Below are 15144 nucleotides of genomic sequence, written 5' to 3' on the forward strand. Positions count from 1 at the left end.
TCAGCCTTCGGGCTCGCGGTCTTCGGGCTCGCGGTCTTCGATCGAGAATGCCGCGGGAGCGGGTGGTGCGACGGGGAAGGCGACGGAGCTGATCGATGCGCCGGCACCGAGGCCGAGTCCGATGGCCAGCGGGTCGACCGCCGGTGCGGCGTCGAGCACCTCGGTCTCCGACCGCTCGAGCGGCTCGGAGGGCAGAGTCCACTGATTCTCTTCGTCATCGGAGCGCTGCTGGAAAAGTCCCATGGGTCCCATTCTCGACCCGCCTCGCGACGGGACGGCCGGATTCACACCGGATTGATCGGGTCAGGCCTCAGCCGGCTGGCGCCGACGGAAAGTGAAGTACCCCTCGACAGCGCCGTGATTGACGACGCCGGTGCCGGTGCTGAGCATGCGCGCCGAGGTGGTCGCCCCGGACTCGACGAACGTGTACCCCGTGTGATCGAGCCGCCAGCCCACGCGTTCGACCTCGCTCAGGAAATAGCCGATGCTGTCATCGCTCATGAATCCGTTCTGCGCGGATCCCCAGGTCGAGGCCTCGCCGGTGAGTCGGCTGACCTCGACGTTGAGGTGCAGCAACGCGTCACCGCGGTCGTAGGCGTCTCGGGCCAGCTGCAGCAGCCGGGCGGCCTCTTCGGTCGTCACGGGGTTGTGCCTCTCGTCGTCTGTGGATCGTTCGGGTCAGGCTGCGGCCTCGCGGACCGCATCGACGAGTTCTCGCCACGGCCCGTCGAGTGCGGAGTCGGGGAGCTCGCGTTCGCGTTCCTCCGACGGTGTGCGCACGCGGATCAGCCACACGAAGCGGTCTGCGCCAGAATCGGCATCGCTGTCGGCATCCCACGGGCAGCTGTCGATCATCGCGATCCAGTGGTGCGTCTCGGTCGGGTCTGGTTCCACCCGCCACTTGCGACGGATGCCGGCGATGCCGCCCGTCCGCACCACCGCGATGACGACCGGCGCGTCACTCGACTCTGGGGACTCGCTCATCCTCATAGACTCCCACGGTCGCCCACGCACGTCGAGCGGCTGCGGCAGTCGCGTCGTCGATGGCGGATGCCGCGGCGAGGGTCGCGTCGGCGAACTCCGTGAAACTCGCAGTGCTCGACAGGCCGCCGGTGAGCGCGCGGTACCAGACCGTTCCGGCGGTCTCCCAGGCGTTGCCGCCGAGGTCGATCGCGAAGAGGGCGAAGGCCCGGTTGGGGATGCCCGAGTTGATGTGCACGCCGCCGTTGTCTTCTGTCGTGCGCACGAATCCGCTCATGTGATCGGGCTGCGGGTCTTTGCCGAGCTCGTCGTCGTCGTAGGCCGTGCCCGGGGCGATCATCGACCGCAGTGCACTGCCCTGCACGGCATCCGTGAAGATCTCCGCCCCGATGAGCCAGGTGGCATCTGCGGCGGTCTGCCCGAGGAGGTACTGCTCGGTGAGCGCGCCGAAGACATCGGCGATCGACTCGTTCAGCGCGCCGGGCTGACCTTGGTACTCGAGGTTCGCGGTGTACTGCACCACACCGTGCGCGAGTTCGTGGCCGATCACGGTGGTCGATGAGGTGAAGCCGACGAACACCTCGCCGTCGCCGTCGCCGAACACCATGCGCTCGCCGTCCCAGAAGGCGTTGTCGTAGTCGATGCCGTAGTGCACGGTGGCGTCGAGAGGGGCGCCGGCGTCGTTGAGCGAGTTGCGCCCGAAGGCGGAGAGCAGCATCTCGAACGTCGCCCCGAGTCCGTCGAACGCCTCGTTGACCGACGGGTCGGCCACCGGCTCGTCGTCTTCGGCGCGGACGATCGCCCCGGGGAGGTTCTGGGTGTTGCCGGCGTCGCTGATCGTGCGGTTCGGCGCGTCCGACAGCTCGGCGACCAGGTCTCCGTTCTCGTCGATCGACAGATCGATGCGCGCACGGAACGGCGGTCTGCCCGCCGTCAGCGTCTGCCGTGCGGCGGCGGCCGCACGGGGATAGCGGCCCGACTCGGCCAGGCGCGCGAGCAGGTAGGACGGAACGACTCCGGGGATCTCGGTGTGGCTGCTCATGTTCAGACCCTACGCCGGGGGTCCGACGTTCGGGCGAGGGCTGGCGGGGCCGTGCGGAGTCGCCGTACGTGCGCCTCGGTCGGCCGGATGCGCCTGCATCGGCCGGATTCCGGGCCTCTGGCCGAGGGAAGCATGTGTCACCGAGCCGGCGCACACGAACGATGTCGGAACGACACGACGATGACCGGAAATGGGCCCGACTTGATATTGAGAATCGTTATCAATAAAGTGGGGTCCTGTGACCCCCTCTCCCCGCGCCGGCCGCACTCTCCTGTTCGTGTCATTGCTCGCGGCCACGCTGACGGTGACCTCGTGCGCAGCATCCGATGCCCCGGCTCCTGCATCGAGTGCGAGCATTCCGCCGAACGACGGGGTCGACGGCGGGGGAGCGGCCGAGGTCGCATCGCCGGCTCTCGCGCTCGTCGTCGCCGACGCGGACGGCCAGCTGACCCTGCTCGACCTCGAGACCGAAGAACGCTCGACGCTCGCAGAGGGGGACGCGGATGCGGATGCCGTGCTCGGCGTCGGCCGCTTCGCCCACGTGATCCATGTCGAGGGAGACCGCACGGTCGTCGACGTGATCGACTCCGGCCGCTGGACGGTGCCGCACGGCGACCACTCGCACTCCTTCTTCGGCGACGCGGGGGTGCTCGGAACCATCGATGGAGAGGGCCCTGTCGACATCCGAGTCGGTGACAGTGCGACCGCCATCCGCTTCGGCAGCGACGTCGCCCTCATCGACCACGAGAAGCTCGCCGATCTCGACGACGCGCCTCACCTCACACTCCCCGTCGACCCGGCCGGACCCGTCATCCCGTTCTCCGGGCACCTCCTCGCCGCCACCGACGAGGCGATCGAGACCCTCGACGCGGAAGGCACCGCGACCGGCATCGCCGTGCCCTGCACGAACGCGACCGACGTCGACCTCACCCGTGTCGGCGCCGTCTTCGCGTGCGACGCCGGTGCCGTGCTCGTGACCCGCCAAGTCGGCGGAGCGCTCGTCGCCGAGTCGATCCCCTACCCCGCGGGCGCCGTCGCGGCTCCGGTTCTCGCCGGACGCGCGGACCGCCCGGATCTCGCAGGCGTCGCCGGCGACAGAGGCGCCTGGCTGCTCGACTCCCGGGCCCGCGAATGGATGCTGCTCGCCGCGGAGACCCCGCTGCTGCGCGCCGCGGCCATCGGCGACGACGACAGCCGCACCGTCGTGATCGCGGCGGACGGCACCGTGCGAGTGCTGGCCGCCGACGGCTCGGAACTCGTCCGGACGAGCGCCCTGCTCGCCGCATCCGTCGCGGACCCTGCCCTGCGCGACCTCGTGCACCTCGTCATCGACGCCGATCACGCGTACGTCTCCGACCCGGCCACAGGCGCGGTGCACGAGATCGACCACGGCGACGGCACCGTCACCCGCACTTTCGACGGCCTCGATCCGCAGTACCTCCAGCTCGTCGGCTGACACCGGACTCATCGACGGCATCCGTCGTCACGCGCACCCGCGCACCCCCCAGAAGAAGGAGACACCCATGCATCGACCCGCCCGCAGCCGCCTCGCGGCCGGCGCGATCGCCACGCTCGCCGTGGTCGCACTCGCCGGATGCGCGACCGCCGCGCCCTCGGCATCCGGAAAGCCCGAGTCGTCGTCGGACCACGAAGGCGACACCAGAGTCGCCATCGCCTATGACGGCGGCATCACCGTGCTCGACGGCGAGACCCTCGAGACCGTCGACTCCGCCGAGCTGGACGGCTTCCTGCGCGTCAACCCGGCCGGCGACCACGACGGACACGTCTTCGTCACCGCGGCCGACGGATTCCACGTGCTCGACACCGGCCTCGCCTCGGACACCGTTGAGTTCACCGGCGAGATCTTCGACGCCGTCACCCCGGGCCACGCCACCCCGCATGCCGGGCGCACTGCTCTGTTCGACGACGGCACCGGAGACGTGACGCTCTTCGACACGGATGCCGTCGGCACCGGCACCCTGCCGGACTCGCGCACCGTCGCATCGGAGGCCGCTCATCACGGAGTCGCGATCGAGCTGTCCGACGGCACGCTGCTGTCGACCATCGGCACGTCGGAGTCGCGCAGCGGCGCCCGCCTGCTCGCGGAGGACGGCGGCGAGCTCGCCCGTAACGAGCAGTGCCCCGGGGTGCACGGCGAAGGTGCGCTCAAGGGCGAGACCATCGTGTTCGGCTGCGAAGACGGCGTGCTGGTGTTCGCCGACGGAGCGTTCACCAAGCTCGAGGCGCCTGACGACTTCGGTCGCTCGGGCAACGCGTACGTGACCGAGACGAGTGCGATCGCCGCCCTGGACTACAAGTCCGACCCCGATCAGGAGGGCTACCTGCTGTCGCAGCTCGCGCTCGTCGACACCGACGCGCAGAGCCTGTCGGTGGTCGACCTCCCGGAGGGCGTCGAGTACACGTGGCGCGGAGTCGGCCGCGACGGGCACGACAACATCATCGTGCTCGCATCCGACGGCACCCTGAACCTGCTCGACGAGACCGGCGCGGTGGTCGACTCGTGGGATGTCATCGAGCCGTGGGAGAGCCCCGACGAATGGCAGCAGCCGCACCCGGGACTCCGCGTGGTCGGCGACGTCGCCTACGTGACCGAGCCGGCAGAGAACCGCATCGTCGCCGTCGATCTGCACACCGGCGAGGTCGCGGCCGAGGCGACGCTCGACGTCGTGCCCGGCGAGTTCGTCGTGGTCGGCGCCGCCGGCCACTGACCGGCGCGAGGTACCGCTCCACAACTCCGGAGATCCACGTGGCTCTCGTTCCCCGTTGTGCGCCGTTCCGGGGAGCGCGAACCCGGTGGTGCGCGCGTCTCCGGAGTTGTGGAGGTCGAGCCCCGGCGCCCCGCCCGCGCTCCCAGGAAGACACCCCGAGAAGTCGCGTAAAATCGGCACAATGACCGATGCACCCGACGCCGCCTCCGACCTGGGTGCCGGTATCGACCCCGAGGATCTCGCCACCACCCTGCGAGTCCTGTCGGAGCTGCACCAGATCGACAACGAGCACCCCGACTTCGTGGCCGTGCGTCATGCGACGGCGGCGATGTTCAAGGCGGTCAAGCGCGTGCGTCGCAAGGAGATCCGCGACGCGATCGCCGACGCCGACAAGGCGGTCGTCGCCCGCACGGCGACCGGCGCTCCCGACCGCATCGACGATGAGACGCGCGGGCACGACCTCGCCACCAGCGTCGTCGACGCCCCGATCGCCGGCGAGCTGCTCAAGCCGCGCAACTGCTACATCTGCAAGCAGCCCTACACGGTGGTCGACGCGTTCTATCACCAGCTCTGCCCGGACTGCGCCCGCTTCAGTCACGGCAAGCGAAACGCCCGCACCGATCTGACCGGCAAGCGCGCGCTTCTGACCGGCGGCCGCGCGAAGATCGGCATGCACATCGCCCTGCGACTGCTGCGCGACGGCGCGCACACGACGATCACCACACGATTCCCCCGCGACGCGGTTCGTCGGTTCTCGGCGCTGCCGGACTCGGCCGACTGGCTGCACCGCCTGCGCGTGGTCGGCATCGACCTGCGCGACCCCGCTCAGGTGATCGGCCTCGCCGACTCTGTCGCGGCTCAGGGGCCGCTCGACATCCTGATCAACAACGCCGCGCAGACGGTGCGACGCTCACCGGGGTCATACTCTCTCCTGGCGGATGCCGAGCTGCAGCCGCTTCCCGACGGACCGCTGCCCGAGATGGAGACGTTCGGACACACCGCCGATCCGCATCCGCAGGCGCTGCAGGCTTCGGTCGATGCGCATCCGCTGCTGTCCGTCGCGGCGCTCGGCGGCACCGTCGCCGAGCAGGGCGGCCAGGCGCTGACAGCCGAAGACCTCGCACGACTCGCGATGGCCCCCGGATCGTCGTCGCTCGAGAAGCACGCCGACGGCACCGCCATCGACGCAGGCGGACTCGTGCCCGACGTCAACCGCACGAACAGCTGGGTGCAGTCGATCGATCAGGTCGATCCGCTCGAGATGCTCGAGGTGCAGCTGGCCAACACGACGGCGCCGTTCCTGTTGATCAGTCGCCTGCGCGCCTCGATGGCGGCCTCGTCGGCGAACCGCAAGTACGTGGTCAACGTCTCGGCGATGGAGGGGCAGTTCTCGCGCCGGTACAAGGGTCCCGGTCACCCGCACACGAACATGGCCAAGGCGGCGCTGAACATGCTGACGCGCACGAGCGCCGGCGAGATGCTCGAGACCGACGGCATCCTCATGACCGCCGTCGACACCGGTTGGATCACCGACGAGCGCCCCCACTTCACCAAGGTGCGCCTGGCCGAGGAGGGCTTCCACGCCCCGCTCGACCTCGTTGACGGAGCGGCCCGCGTGTACGACCCGATCGTGCGCGGCGAGGCCGGCGAAGACATCCACGGCGTGTTCCTGAAGGACTACGAGCCCAGCCCCTGGTGAGTCGGCGGCCTCTGAGCTGCGGGCTGCCGTGACTGCACCGCCGGACCCATGCCGTCTGCAGGATGGGATCCCGTCTGCAGGAGGGGACGGGGAATCTGGTCCTGCGTCCGTGCTTCGGTCCTGCGAACGGTGTGCTGGTCGCCACCCTGGGCCGCGCGCGACGGTCAGTGCGAGCGGATCTCGAGGTTCTCGGACGCCCAGGTGCCGAGCTGATCGAGGATGGGCAGCAGCCCACGTCCGCTGTCGGTCAGTGAGTACGAGACCGTGACAGGCGGACCGGCGTCGACCGCGCGGGCCACGAGCCCGGCCTCGGCGAGCTCTGCCAGCCGGTCGGAGAGCACGGTGTCGCTGATGCCGGACACCCCGCGGCGCAGCGCGACGAACGTCGAAGGACCGCCGCCGAGCGACGAGACGATCATGCCGTTCCAGCGTTTGCCGAGCACACTGAAGGCCAGTGTGACGGCGGCGTCGCAGACGTGACGCTCTTCGTCGATCTCGGCCATGCGCCCATCATACCTGTGCTACGTTAACGCGAGTCGCTAAGAAAAACAGAGTCACTACGAAAAACGAAAGGCACTTCTCATGTCCCTGTTCCGCCTGGATGCCAGCATCCTGCCCGCGTCGTCCGCCAGCCGTTCGCTCGCCGACCTCGTCGAAGCCGAGTGGACCGCCTCGCACCCGGACTCCACGGTCACCCGCCGCGACCTCGCCGCCGACCCCGTGCCCGCGACGGCATGGGCGGATGCCGTGACCGGCGGATTCGTCGACGACGCCGAGCGCACCGACGCTCAGCGCGCAGCGCGCGCCCTCGCCACCACCTTCGCCGACGAGCTGATCGGCGCCGACGCGCTGCTCTTCGCCGTGCCGCTCTACAACTACGGCGTCTCGCAGCACTTCAAGACCTGGTTCGACCTGGCCTACACCGACCCGCGCATCGACCCGCAGGGCACCGCATTGCGCGGCAAGCCGGCGACCCTCGTCACCGTGCTCGGCGGCAACTACGCCCCCGGAACGCCCAAGGAGGGCTGGGACCACTCCACCGGATGGCTGCGCCGCGTGCTCGAGGACGTCTGGGGCCTCGACCTGCGCATCGTCGAGCGTCCGTTCACCCTGGTCGGCGTGAACCCCGCTCTCGACGCCTTCGCCGACACCGCCCGCGAGCTCAAGGAGAACGCCGAGGAGTCGGCGCGCACGTACGGCCGCGAGCTCGCCGCACTGCGGGGCGACCAGGTCGCCTGACCCGGCATCCTGAGCGGTCCCGCCCCTCCAGGCATCCCGTCTGGTCCCGCCCCTCCAGGCGTCCCGTCTGCAGGATCAGGGCACGGATGCAAGGCCAGAACACGGTTTCTGGTCCTGCATCCGTGCCTCGGTCCTGCAGACGGCACAGGAACCGGACCTCCGGGCAGGACCCGGACCTCCAGACGACCGACCGCCGCCTCAGGCGAGCGGCCGGGGGAACGGATGCGGCAGCCACACCGTCACGTTCAGACCCCCGCCATGCCGAGCGGTGAGCACGAGGGATCCGTCATGCGCCTGGGCGATGCGCTGCACGATGGCGAGGCCCAGGCCGACACCGCCGTGATCCTCGCCGCGCGTGCGGTCGGCACCTCTCTGGAACGGTTCCGCGAGCGTCGCGACGAGATGGGCGGGCAGCACGTCGCTCGTGTTCTCGACCACCAACGCCACAGCCTGCGGCAGAACATGCGTCCGCACGATGACCGTGCCGCCCGCGGGCAGGTTGTGAACGATCGCGTTGTGCACCAGGTTCGTGATCAGCTGCTGGAGCAGGGCGGGGGATCCGAGCACGTTCGCGGTGTCACCGCCGACGTCGATGGACACACCACGTCGCTCGGCCGACGGCAGAAGCGTCTCGGTCGACTCCTCGGCGAGCAGTGACAGGTCGACCGGCTCGCGGGTGAACGCGCGGCGCTCGGCACGGCTCAGCATCAGCAGGGCCTCGGTCAGCTCGATCGCGCGCGCATTGACCTCGTGCAGTCGGTCGATCAGCGCGTCGACGTCGCGGTCGGGGTCGTTGCGGGCGACCTCCAGCATCGCCTGCGAGATCGCGAGCGGGGTACGCAGCTCGTGCGAGGCGTTGGCGGCGAACCGCTGCTGCTCGCCCATGTGCGCCTCGAGCTGCTCGAGCATCGAGTCGAAGACATCGGCCAGATCACGGAACTCGTCGCGCGGTCCCTCGAGGGCGACCCGGTGCGACAGCGACCCCTGCGCGGCGAGCTGCGCTGCCCGTCCGATGCGGTCGAGGGGGGCCAGCATCCGTCCGGCGATGATCCATCCGCCGCCGATTCCGATCGCGAGCAGCACGAGCATCATCACGATCGCAGCCGGAATGAATGCGCGGATCAGGTCCGAGCGGTTCGGCACGAAGCGGTCGGCGATGATCGCGGCATCCGGTACATACCGCAGCAGGTATACGGCGACGGCCGCGAGCAGACCGATGCCTGACACGACCACGACGCCCGCATAGCTCAGCGTGAGCTTCCAGCGGGCGCTCATGCCTCGGCGCCTCACGGGCCGAACGGGATCAGCCATCGGCATCCGTTCCGATGCGGTAGCCGACGCCGGGGACGGTGAGGATCAGCCACGGCTCGCCCAGTCGCTTGCGCAGCGACGAGACCGTGATGCGCACGGCGTTCGTGAACGGGTCGGCGTTCTCATCCCACGCGCGCTCGAGCAGCTGCTCGGCGCTCACGACTCCGCCGCCCGCATCGACGAGCACCTCGAGCACCGCGAACTGCTTGCGCGTCAGGGCCACGTACTTGCCGTCGCGGAAGACCTCGCGGCGGAACGGGTCGAGACGCAACCCTGCGACTTCGAGCACGGGCGGCCTGGCGCGGTGGCGACGACGGTCGAGCGCCCGCAGGCGCAGCACGAGCTCGCGCAGCTCGAAGGGCTTGGTGAGATAGTCGTCGGCGCCGATCTCGAAACCCGACTCCTTGTCGTCGAGGCGATCGGCCGCGGTGAGCATGAGGATCGGGATGCCGCTGCCCGAGGCCACGATCGACCTCGCCACATCGTCTCCCGATGGACCGGGGATGTCGCGGTCGAGTACCGCGAGATCGTAGGAGTTGATGCTGAGCAGCTCGAGGGCCGTGTCGCCGTCGCCGGCGATGTCCGCCGCGATCGCCTCGAGCCTCAGGCCGTCTCGCACAGCCTCCGCGAGATAGGGCTCGTCCTCGACGATCAGCACACGCACGACACAGCTCCCATGTGCTCAGAGCTTACGCACCCGGACATATCGGGAGCATATGAGAAATCGCATACGTCGTCGCAACACGCCTCCTTCTTGACTGAGGACATGAACACTCGCTCCACCTCCTCACGGCGACGCCTCACCGCGATCGTCGGTGCCGCCCTGCTCGCCGTCGCTCTCACGGTCTCGGTCGTGCTGATCGGTCAGCAGTCTCTGGCGTCGGCATCCGTCGTGCCGACCGTCGCGCCGTCGTCCCTCAGCGAGGCGGACGGGATGATCCGCGAGGAGGGCGCGGTCTCGGTGTTCGACGACACGCCCGCCGTGACGAATCTCGACTCCGACCTGCTCGCCGCCGTGCGCGCTGCCGCATCCGCTGCCGAGCACGACGGCGTGCGGATGCATGTGAACAGCGGCTGGCGGTCGGCCGACTACCAGCAGGTGCTGCGTCAGGATGCGGTCGTCGAGTACGGCTCCGAAGAGGAGGCCGCGCGCTGGGTCGCCACCCCCGAGAACTCCGAGCACGTATCGGGAGACGCGGTCGACCTCGGCCCTCTCGCCGCTCAGGACTGGCTGGCACGCCACGGCGCGGACTTCGGCCTCTGCCAGATCTACGCGAATGAGCGCTGGCACTTCGAGCTGCGGCCGGCGGCCCCGGCGAACGGGTGCCCGCTGATGTACGACGACCCGACCACCGATCCCAGGACGCAGCGATGACCACGGCGCTCACCACTCCACGCCGCACCCTCTCGCGCGTTCACCCGCCGACATTGCACACGATCCCTGACGCGATCGGAGCGAACGTCGAGCGGATCCGATCGGCCACGGATGCCCGCATCATGGCGGTCGTCAAGGCCGACGGCTACGGCCTCGGCGCCGTGACCGTCGCTCTCGCGGCGATCGCGGCCGGGGCCGAGTGGCTCGGGATCACGGATGCCGAGGATGCCGCCCCGCTGCGTGCGGCGGGTGTCGAGGTGCCGATCCTCGCCTGGCTCAACCCCGCCGGGGTCGACGTCGCGCAGGTCGTCGCGGATCGCGTCGATCTGGCTGTCGGCTCGGTCGAGGAGCTGCGGCAGCTGATCGCGGATGCGTCGGCGCTGCCGAACGGGTGCGTTCGCGTGCATCTGCACATGGACACGGGCATGTCGCGGGGCGGCGTACCGCTCGAGGACTGGGCCGAGCTGCTGCGGGTGGCTCGCACGGGCCGCGACTCGGGTCGTGCACGCATCGACGTCGTCGGGGTGATGGGGCACCTGCCAGACGCCGACGCCGCCGACCCGGCGAAGAACGCGCCCGCTGTGCTCCGGATGCGACAGGCGAGGGATGCCGTGCTGCGTGCCGGATTCGGTCCTCTGCTCGTGCATCTCGCGGCGACGTCCGGGACGCTGACGGATGCCGCCACGCACTTCGACATGGTCAGGGTCGGCGCCGGGCTGGTCGGCATCGATCCGTCGGAGACGGTGCCGCTGCAGGGGGCGGCGCGGCTGACGGCATCGGTCGTGCACAGCAGTGTCGTGCCGGCGGGCACCGCGATCGGCTACGGCGGCGCGTATGCGACGACGCGCACCTCGCATCTGAGCGTGATCGGGGTCGGGTATGCCGACGGCATCCCGCGGGAGCTCGGTGCGGGCGCAGGGGTGGCGGTCGACGGCATCCGGTGCCCGATCGTCGGTCGCGTGTCGATGGATCAGATCGTGATCGACACGGGTGACCTCTCGATGCCGAGGGGTACCACGGCCGTGGTCTTCGGACCCGAGGGGGGCGCGGTGCCGAGTATGCAGGAGTGGGCGCGGTGGGCGGGGAGCATCCCGCACACCGTCGTGACGGGCATCGGCTCCCGCGTCGAGAGGGCCATCGCATGAGAGTGCTGGTGATCGGGGGAGGGCAGAACGCCGAGCACGAGGTGTCGCTCGCCTCGGCGGCAGCGGTCGCAGAGGCCCTGCGGCTCGGGGGATACGACGTGAGCACGGTGACGATCTCGCGGCAGGGCGTGTGGGAGGTGGCGGGCGTCTCGGAGGGTGCCACCGCCGCCGGATCCCTCGCTCTCGCGATGCCGCTCCTCGCCGACTGCGACGTCGTATTCCCCGCCGTGCATGGACCCCTGGGAGAGGACGGAGCACTCGCGGCACTGTGCGGTCTCGCAGGGGTGCGCGTGGTCGGATCGGGTCCGCGGGCCGGCGCCATCGGCATGGACAAGTGGGCCACCAAGCTCGTCGCCGAAGCGGCAGGGCTGCGCACGGCACGGGGACGCGTCGTCGATGCGGCGGACTGCGGCGATGCCGAGTTCGAGGGGCCCGTGGTGGTGAAGCCGGTGTCGGCCGGTTCGAGCTACGGTGTCTCGCTCGTGCGGGGAGAGCATGAACTGGGGCCGGCGCTCCGCGAGGCGGCGCGGTTCGACCGCCGCATCCTCATCGAAGAGGTCGTGCAGGGGAGGGAGATCGATGTCGCCGTCCTGCGCGAAGCCGGTGGCGTCCGCTGGGCGGCGCCGCCGCTCGAGATCCACGCCGCCGGCCTCTTCGACACCGCCACGAAGTACGACGGCAGCGCGCGATTCACCGTGCCCGCGCAGCTGTCGACGGCCGAGTCGACCTCGCTCACGCGTGCGGCGCTGACCATGTTCGACGCCCTCGGATGCGCCGGGGTCGCCAGGATGGACTTCTTCCTCACCGCCGAGGGCCCGGTGCTGAACGAGGTCAACACGATGCCGGGGCTCACCGCGGCCTCGCAGGCGCCGCGCATGTTCGCGGCGGCCGATGTGTCGTACGTCGACCTCGTGTCGCGCCTCGTGCGAGCCGCTGAGGTGCCAGGCGGTGACGGTGCGCGCCGGAGGGCCGGCCTCGAGCGGGTCGCCTAGAGGCGGTCGATGCCCGTCACGGTGACCACGGCCGCGCCCTCTTCGTCGGAGGCGGCGAGGTCGACGGTGGCCGAGATGCCCCAGTCGTGGTCGCCCGCCGGGTCGTCGAGGATCTGACGGACGGTCCACTCCGTCGCACCCTCGGTCAGGAGCAGCAGCTGAGAGCTGCGGGCGTTCGCGCCCGTGAGGATCTCGTCGTGATCGGCGAAGTATCCGTCGAGCGCATCCGACCAGGCGTCGGCGCCGAAGGTCGGGTCGAGTTCGGCGAGGGCGGCGACGTCCTCGCGGGCGGCCAGCTGCACTCGACGGAACAGCTCGTTGCGCACGAGAGTGCGGAAGGCGCGGACGTTCGATGTCAGTCTCTTCGGCGCCGGCGGAACGATCGGCTCGTCGTCCGGGCCGTGGAGCACGCCGTTGACCAGCTCCTCCCACTCGTCGAGCAGGCTCGAATCCACCTGGCGCACCAGCTCGCCCAACCACTCGATCAGGTCGCGGAGATCCTCGTCCTTCGCCTCTTCGGGGATGGTCTGCGAGGCCGCCCGATAGGCGTCGGAGAGGTAGCGCAGCACGACGCCCTCCGACCGCGCGATCTTGTAGTACGCGACATATTCCCCGAACGACATGGCTCGCTCGTACATGTCGCGGACGACGGATTTCGGATGCAGCTCGAAGTCGCGGATCCACGGCTGCGCGGCGCTGAACGTCTCGAACGCGGCGGTCAGCAGCTCGTCGAGAGGCTTCGGATATGTGATCTCCTCGAGCAGCTCCATGCGCTCGTCGTACTCGATGCCCTCGCGCTTCATGACGGCGACGGCCTCGCCCCGTGCCAGGAACTCCTGCTGTCCGAGGATCGCACGCGGATCATCGAGCGTCGACTCGACGATCGAGATCATGTCCAGGGCGTACGACCCGGTTCCGGTGCCGGCAGCCGGGTCGCGGTCGAGCAGTTCGAAGGCGGCGAGAGCGAACGGAGACAGCGGCTGGTTCAGGGCGAAGTTCGGCTGCAGATCGACGGTCAGGCGGATCTCGCCGTCGGCCGTCTGCTCGACGACGCCCGATTCGAGCAGCGTGCGGTAGATGCCGATGGCGCGCAGAGCGAGTTCGCGCTGTCGTTTGCGAGGTTCGTGGTTGTCGTAGACGAGTGCGCGCATGTTGCCGAAGACGTCGCCGCCGCGCCCGATCACGTTGAGCATCATGGCGCTCGTGATCTGCATGTGCGAGGTGAGGGTCTCGGGCTCGGCGTCGATCAGCTTGCGGAACGACGGCTCGCCCCACGAGACGAAGCCATCGGGAGCCTTCTTGCGCACGATCTTGCGCTTCTTCTTCGGGTCGTCGCCGGCCTTCTTGATCGCGGCGACGTTCTCGCTCTCGTGCTCCGGAGCCTGGGCGACGACGGTGCCGGCCGTGTCGAAGCCCGCGCGGCCCGCCCGCCCGGCGATCTGGTGGAACTCGCGGGCGCTGAGCTGCCGCATCCGGGTGCCGTCGAACTTGGTCAGAGCGGTCAGCAGCACCGTGCGGATCGGGACGTTGATGCCGACGCCGAGCGTGTCGGTGCCGCAGATCACGCGCAGCAGACCTCGCTGGGCGAGCTGCTCGACCAGGCGTCGGTACTTCGGGAGCATCCCGGCATGGTGCACGCCGATGCCGGCGCGGAGGAACCGGGAGAGGGTCTTGCCGAAGGCGGTCGTGAAGCGGAAACCGCCGATCAGGGCCGCGATCTCGTCGCGCTGCTCACGCGTGGCGACCTTCGTGCTCGACAAGGCCTGGGCCCGCTCCATCGCAGCGGCCTGCGAGAAGTGCACGACGTAGATCGGCGCCTGGCCCGTGCTCAGCAGGTCGTCGATCGTCTCGTGGATCGGCGTCGTCTCATAGAAGTAGTGCAGCGGAACCGGGCGCTCGACGCCGGTGACGGATGCCGTGTCACGGCCGGTCCTGCGGGTGAGGTCGCTCGACAGCTGCGACACGTCGCCCAGGGTGGCCGACATGAGGATGAACTGCGCCTGCGGCAGCTCGAGCAGCGGTACCTGCCAGGCCCATCCGCGGTCGGGGTCGGCATAGAAATGGAACTCGTCCATGACGACCTGATGCACCGCAGCGTCCGTGCCCTGGCGCAGCGCGAGGTTCGCGAGGATCTCGGCCGTGCAGCAGATGATCGGGGCATCCGGGTTGACCGAGGAGTCGCCCGTGATCATGCCGACGTTCGAGGCGCCGAAGACGTCGACGAGGGAGAAGAACTTCTCGCTCACGAGCGCCTTGATCGGGGCGGTGTAGAACGAGCGGCGCCCCTCGACCAGCGCGGCGAAATGCGCGCCGACCGCGACGAGCGACTTGCCGGTGCCGGTGGGCGTCGACAGGATCAGGTTGTTGCCCGAGACGATCTCGATGACCGCCTCGTCCTGGGCGGGGTAGAGGCTGATGCCGGTCGACTCGGCCCATTCGACGAACGCCGTGTAGACGGCATCCGCATCGGATCCGTCGGTCAGCGTCGTGTGGTCGAGGATCGCAGGCATGGTCTGTCGATCATCCCACCTCCGGCAGGGCACCTCCTGCGAAGGGGAACACATGCTGTGCAGGAGCGGATGCTGGATGCGGTCCTTCGCAGCGTGAGATCTCCTTCGCTGCAAGGGAGCG

At 69.6% G+C, this 15144-nt stretch carries 15 protein-coding genes; 7 read left to right on the forward strand and 8 right to left on the reverse strand.

Features of this window, described 5'->3' with window-relative positions; translation table 11 throughout:
- Genes BMW26_RS01450 through BMW26_RS01465 form a run of 4 tightly spaced genes read right to left on the reverse strand, consistent with a single transcriptional unit; the run spans nt 1 to nt 2023 of the window.
- On the reverse strand, nt 1-243 hold the full coding sequence (locus tag BMW26_RS01450) for a hypothetical protein (protein ID WP_053098504.1): 243 nt from the start codon (nt 241-243) through the stop codon (nt 1-3).
- 60 nt (nt 244-303) lie between these two features.
- Entirely contained in the window at nt 304-642 is a 339-nt protein-coding gene (locus BMW26_RS01455) for a hypothetical protein (protein ID WP_056276285.1), read from the reverse strand.
- 36 nt (nt 643-678) lie between these two features.
- Complete coding sequence (locus BMW26_RS01460; RefSeq protein ID WP_053098506.1) at nt 679-984, reverse strand: protealysin inhibitor emfourin; 306 nt, start codon at nt 982-984, stop codon at nt 679-681.
- On the reverse strand, nt 959-2023 hold the full coding sequence (locus BMW26_RS01465) for a M4 family metallopeptidase (RefSeq protein ID WP_072590557.1): 1065 nt from the start codon (nt 2021-2023) through the stop codon (nt 959-961). The genes BMW26_RS01460 and BMW26_RS01465 overlap by 26 nt, the downstream gene beginning before the upstream one ends.
- Before the next feature lie 238 nt (nt 2024-2261).
- On the opposite strand from BMW26_RS01465, the gene BMW26_RS01470 reads away from it, so the two are divergent.
- The 3 genes from BMW26_RS01470 (at nt 2262) to BMW26_RS01480 (ending at nt 6451) form a co-directional block, all read left to right on the forward strand.
- Entirely contained in the window at nt 2262-3479 is a 1218-nt protein-coding gene (locus tag BMW26_RS01470; protein ID WP_072590558.1) for a hypothetical protein, read from the forward strand.
- A gap of 67 nt (nt 3480-3546) precedes the next feature.
- The gene (locus tag BMW26_RS01475; RefSeq protein WP_072590559.1) at nt 3547-4752 is read left to right on the forward strand and encodes a hypothetical protein; all 1206 of its coding nucleotides are present in this window, start codon (nt 3547-3549) and stop codon (nt 4750-4752) included.
- A 181-nt stretch (nt 4753-4933) separates the two neighbouring features.
- Complete coding sequence (locus BMW26_RS01480) at nt 4934-6451, forward strand: SDR family NAD(P)-dependent oxidoreductase (RefSeq protein WP_053098510.1); 1518 nt, start codon at nt 4934-4936, stop codon at nt 6449-6451.
- A gap of 164 nt (nt 6452-6615) precedes the next feature.
- On the opposite strand, the gene BMW26_RS01485 is transcribed toward BMW26_RS01480, so the two are convergent.
- Complete coding sequence (locus BMW26_RS01485; protein ID WP_072590560.1) at nt 6616-6954, reverse strand: winged helix-turn-helix transcriptional regulator; 339 nt, start codon at nt 6952-6954, stop codon at nt 6616-6618.
- A 79-nt stretch (nt 6955-7033) separates the two neighbouring features.
- Between BMW26_RS01485 and BMW26_RS01490 the strand changes: the two genes are divergently transcribed.
- Complete coding sequence (locus BMW26_RS01490; protein WP_072590561.1) at nt 7034-7690, forward strand: FMN-dependent NADH-azoreductase; 657 nt, start codon at nt 7034-7036, stop codon at nt 7688-7690.
- A gap of 198 nt (nt 7691-7888) precedes the next feature.
- Here the strand turns inward: BMW26_RS01490 and BMW26_RS01495 are convergent, their stop codons facing one another.
- Entirely contained in the window at nt 7889-8965 is a 1077-nt protein-coding gene (locus tag BMW26_RS01495; RefSeq protein ID WP_072590562.1) for a sensor histidine kinase, read from the reverse strand.
- A gap of 28 nt (nt 8966-8993) precedes the next feature.
- Nucleotides 8994-9665 (reverse strand): response regulator transcription factor, encoded by a 672-nt coding sequence (locus tag BMW26_RS01500; protein WP_053098514.1) that lies wholly within the window; start codon nt 9663-9665, stop codon nt 8994-8996.
- Nucleotides 9666-9767: 102 nt separating this feature from the next.
- Here BMW26_RS01500 and BMW26_RS01505 point away from each other — a divergent pair, with 102 nt between their 5' ends.
- Genes BMW26_RS01505 through BMW26_RS01515 form a run of 3 tightly spaced genes read left to right on the forward strand, consistent with a single transcriptional unit; the run spans nt 9768 to nt 12513 of the window.
- A complete protein-coding gene (locus BMW26_RS01505; protein ID WP_056276300.1) occupies nt 9768-10376 on the forward strand; it encodes a M15 family metallopeptidase in 609 nt (202 codons plus the stop codon).
- The gene (gene alr, locus BMW26_RS01510; RefSeq protein ID WP_072590563.1) at nt 10373-11521 is read left to right on the forward strand and encodes an alanine racemase; all 1149 of its coding nucleotides are present in this window, start codon (nt 10373-10375) and stop codon (nt 11519-11521) included. The genes BMW26_RS01505 and alr overlap by 4 nt, the downstream gene beginning before the upstream one ends.
- On the forward strand, nt 11518-12513 hold the full coding sequence (locus tag BMW26_RS01515; protein WP_072590564.1) for a D-alanine--D-alanine ligase family protein: 996 nt from the start codon (nt 11518-11520) through the stop codon (nt 12511-12513). The genes alr and BMW26_RS01515 overlap by 4 nt, the downstream gene beginning before the upstream one ends.
- On the opposite strand, the gene BMW26_RS01520 is transcribed toward BMW26_RS01515, so the two are convergent.
- Complete coding sequence (locus BMW26_RS01520) at nt 12510-15023, reverse strand: DEAD/DEAH box helicase (RefSeq protein ID WP_072590565.1); 2514 nt, start codon at nt 15021-15023, stop codon at nt 12510-12512. The genes BMW26_RS01515 and BMW26_RS01520 overlap by 4 nt on opposite strands.
- Between the last annotated feature and the right edge of the window lie 121 nt (nt 15024-15144).

Source organism: Microbacterium sp. 1.5R (assembly GCF_001889265.1).
Taxonomy (GTDB): Bacteria; Actinomycetota; Actinomycetes; order Actinomycetales; family Microbacteriaceae; genus Microbacterium.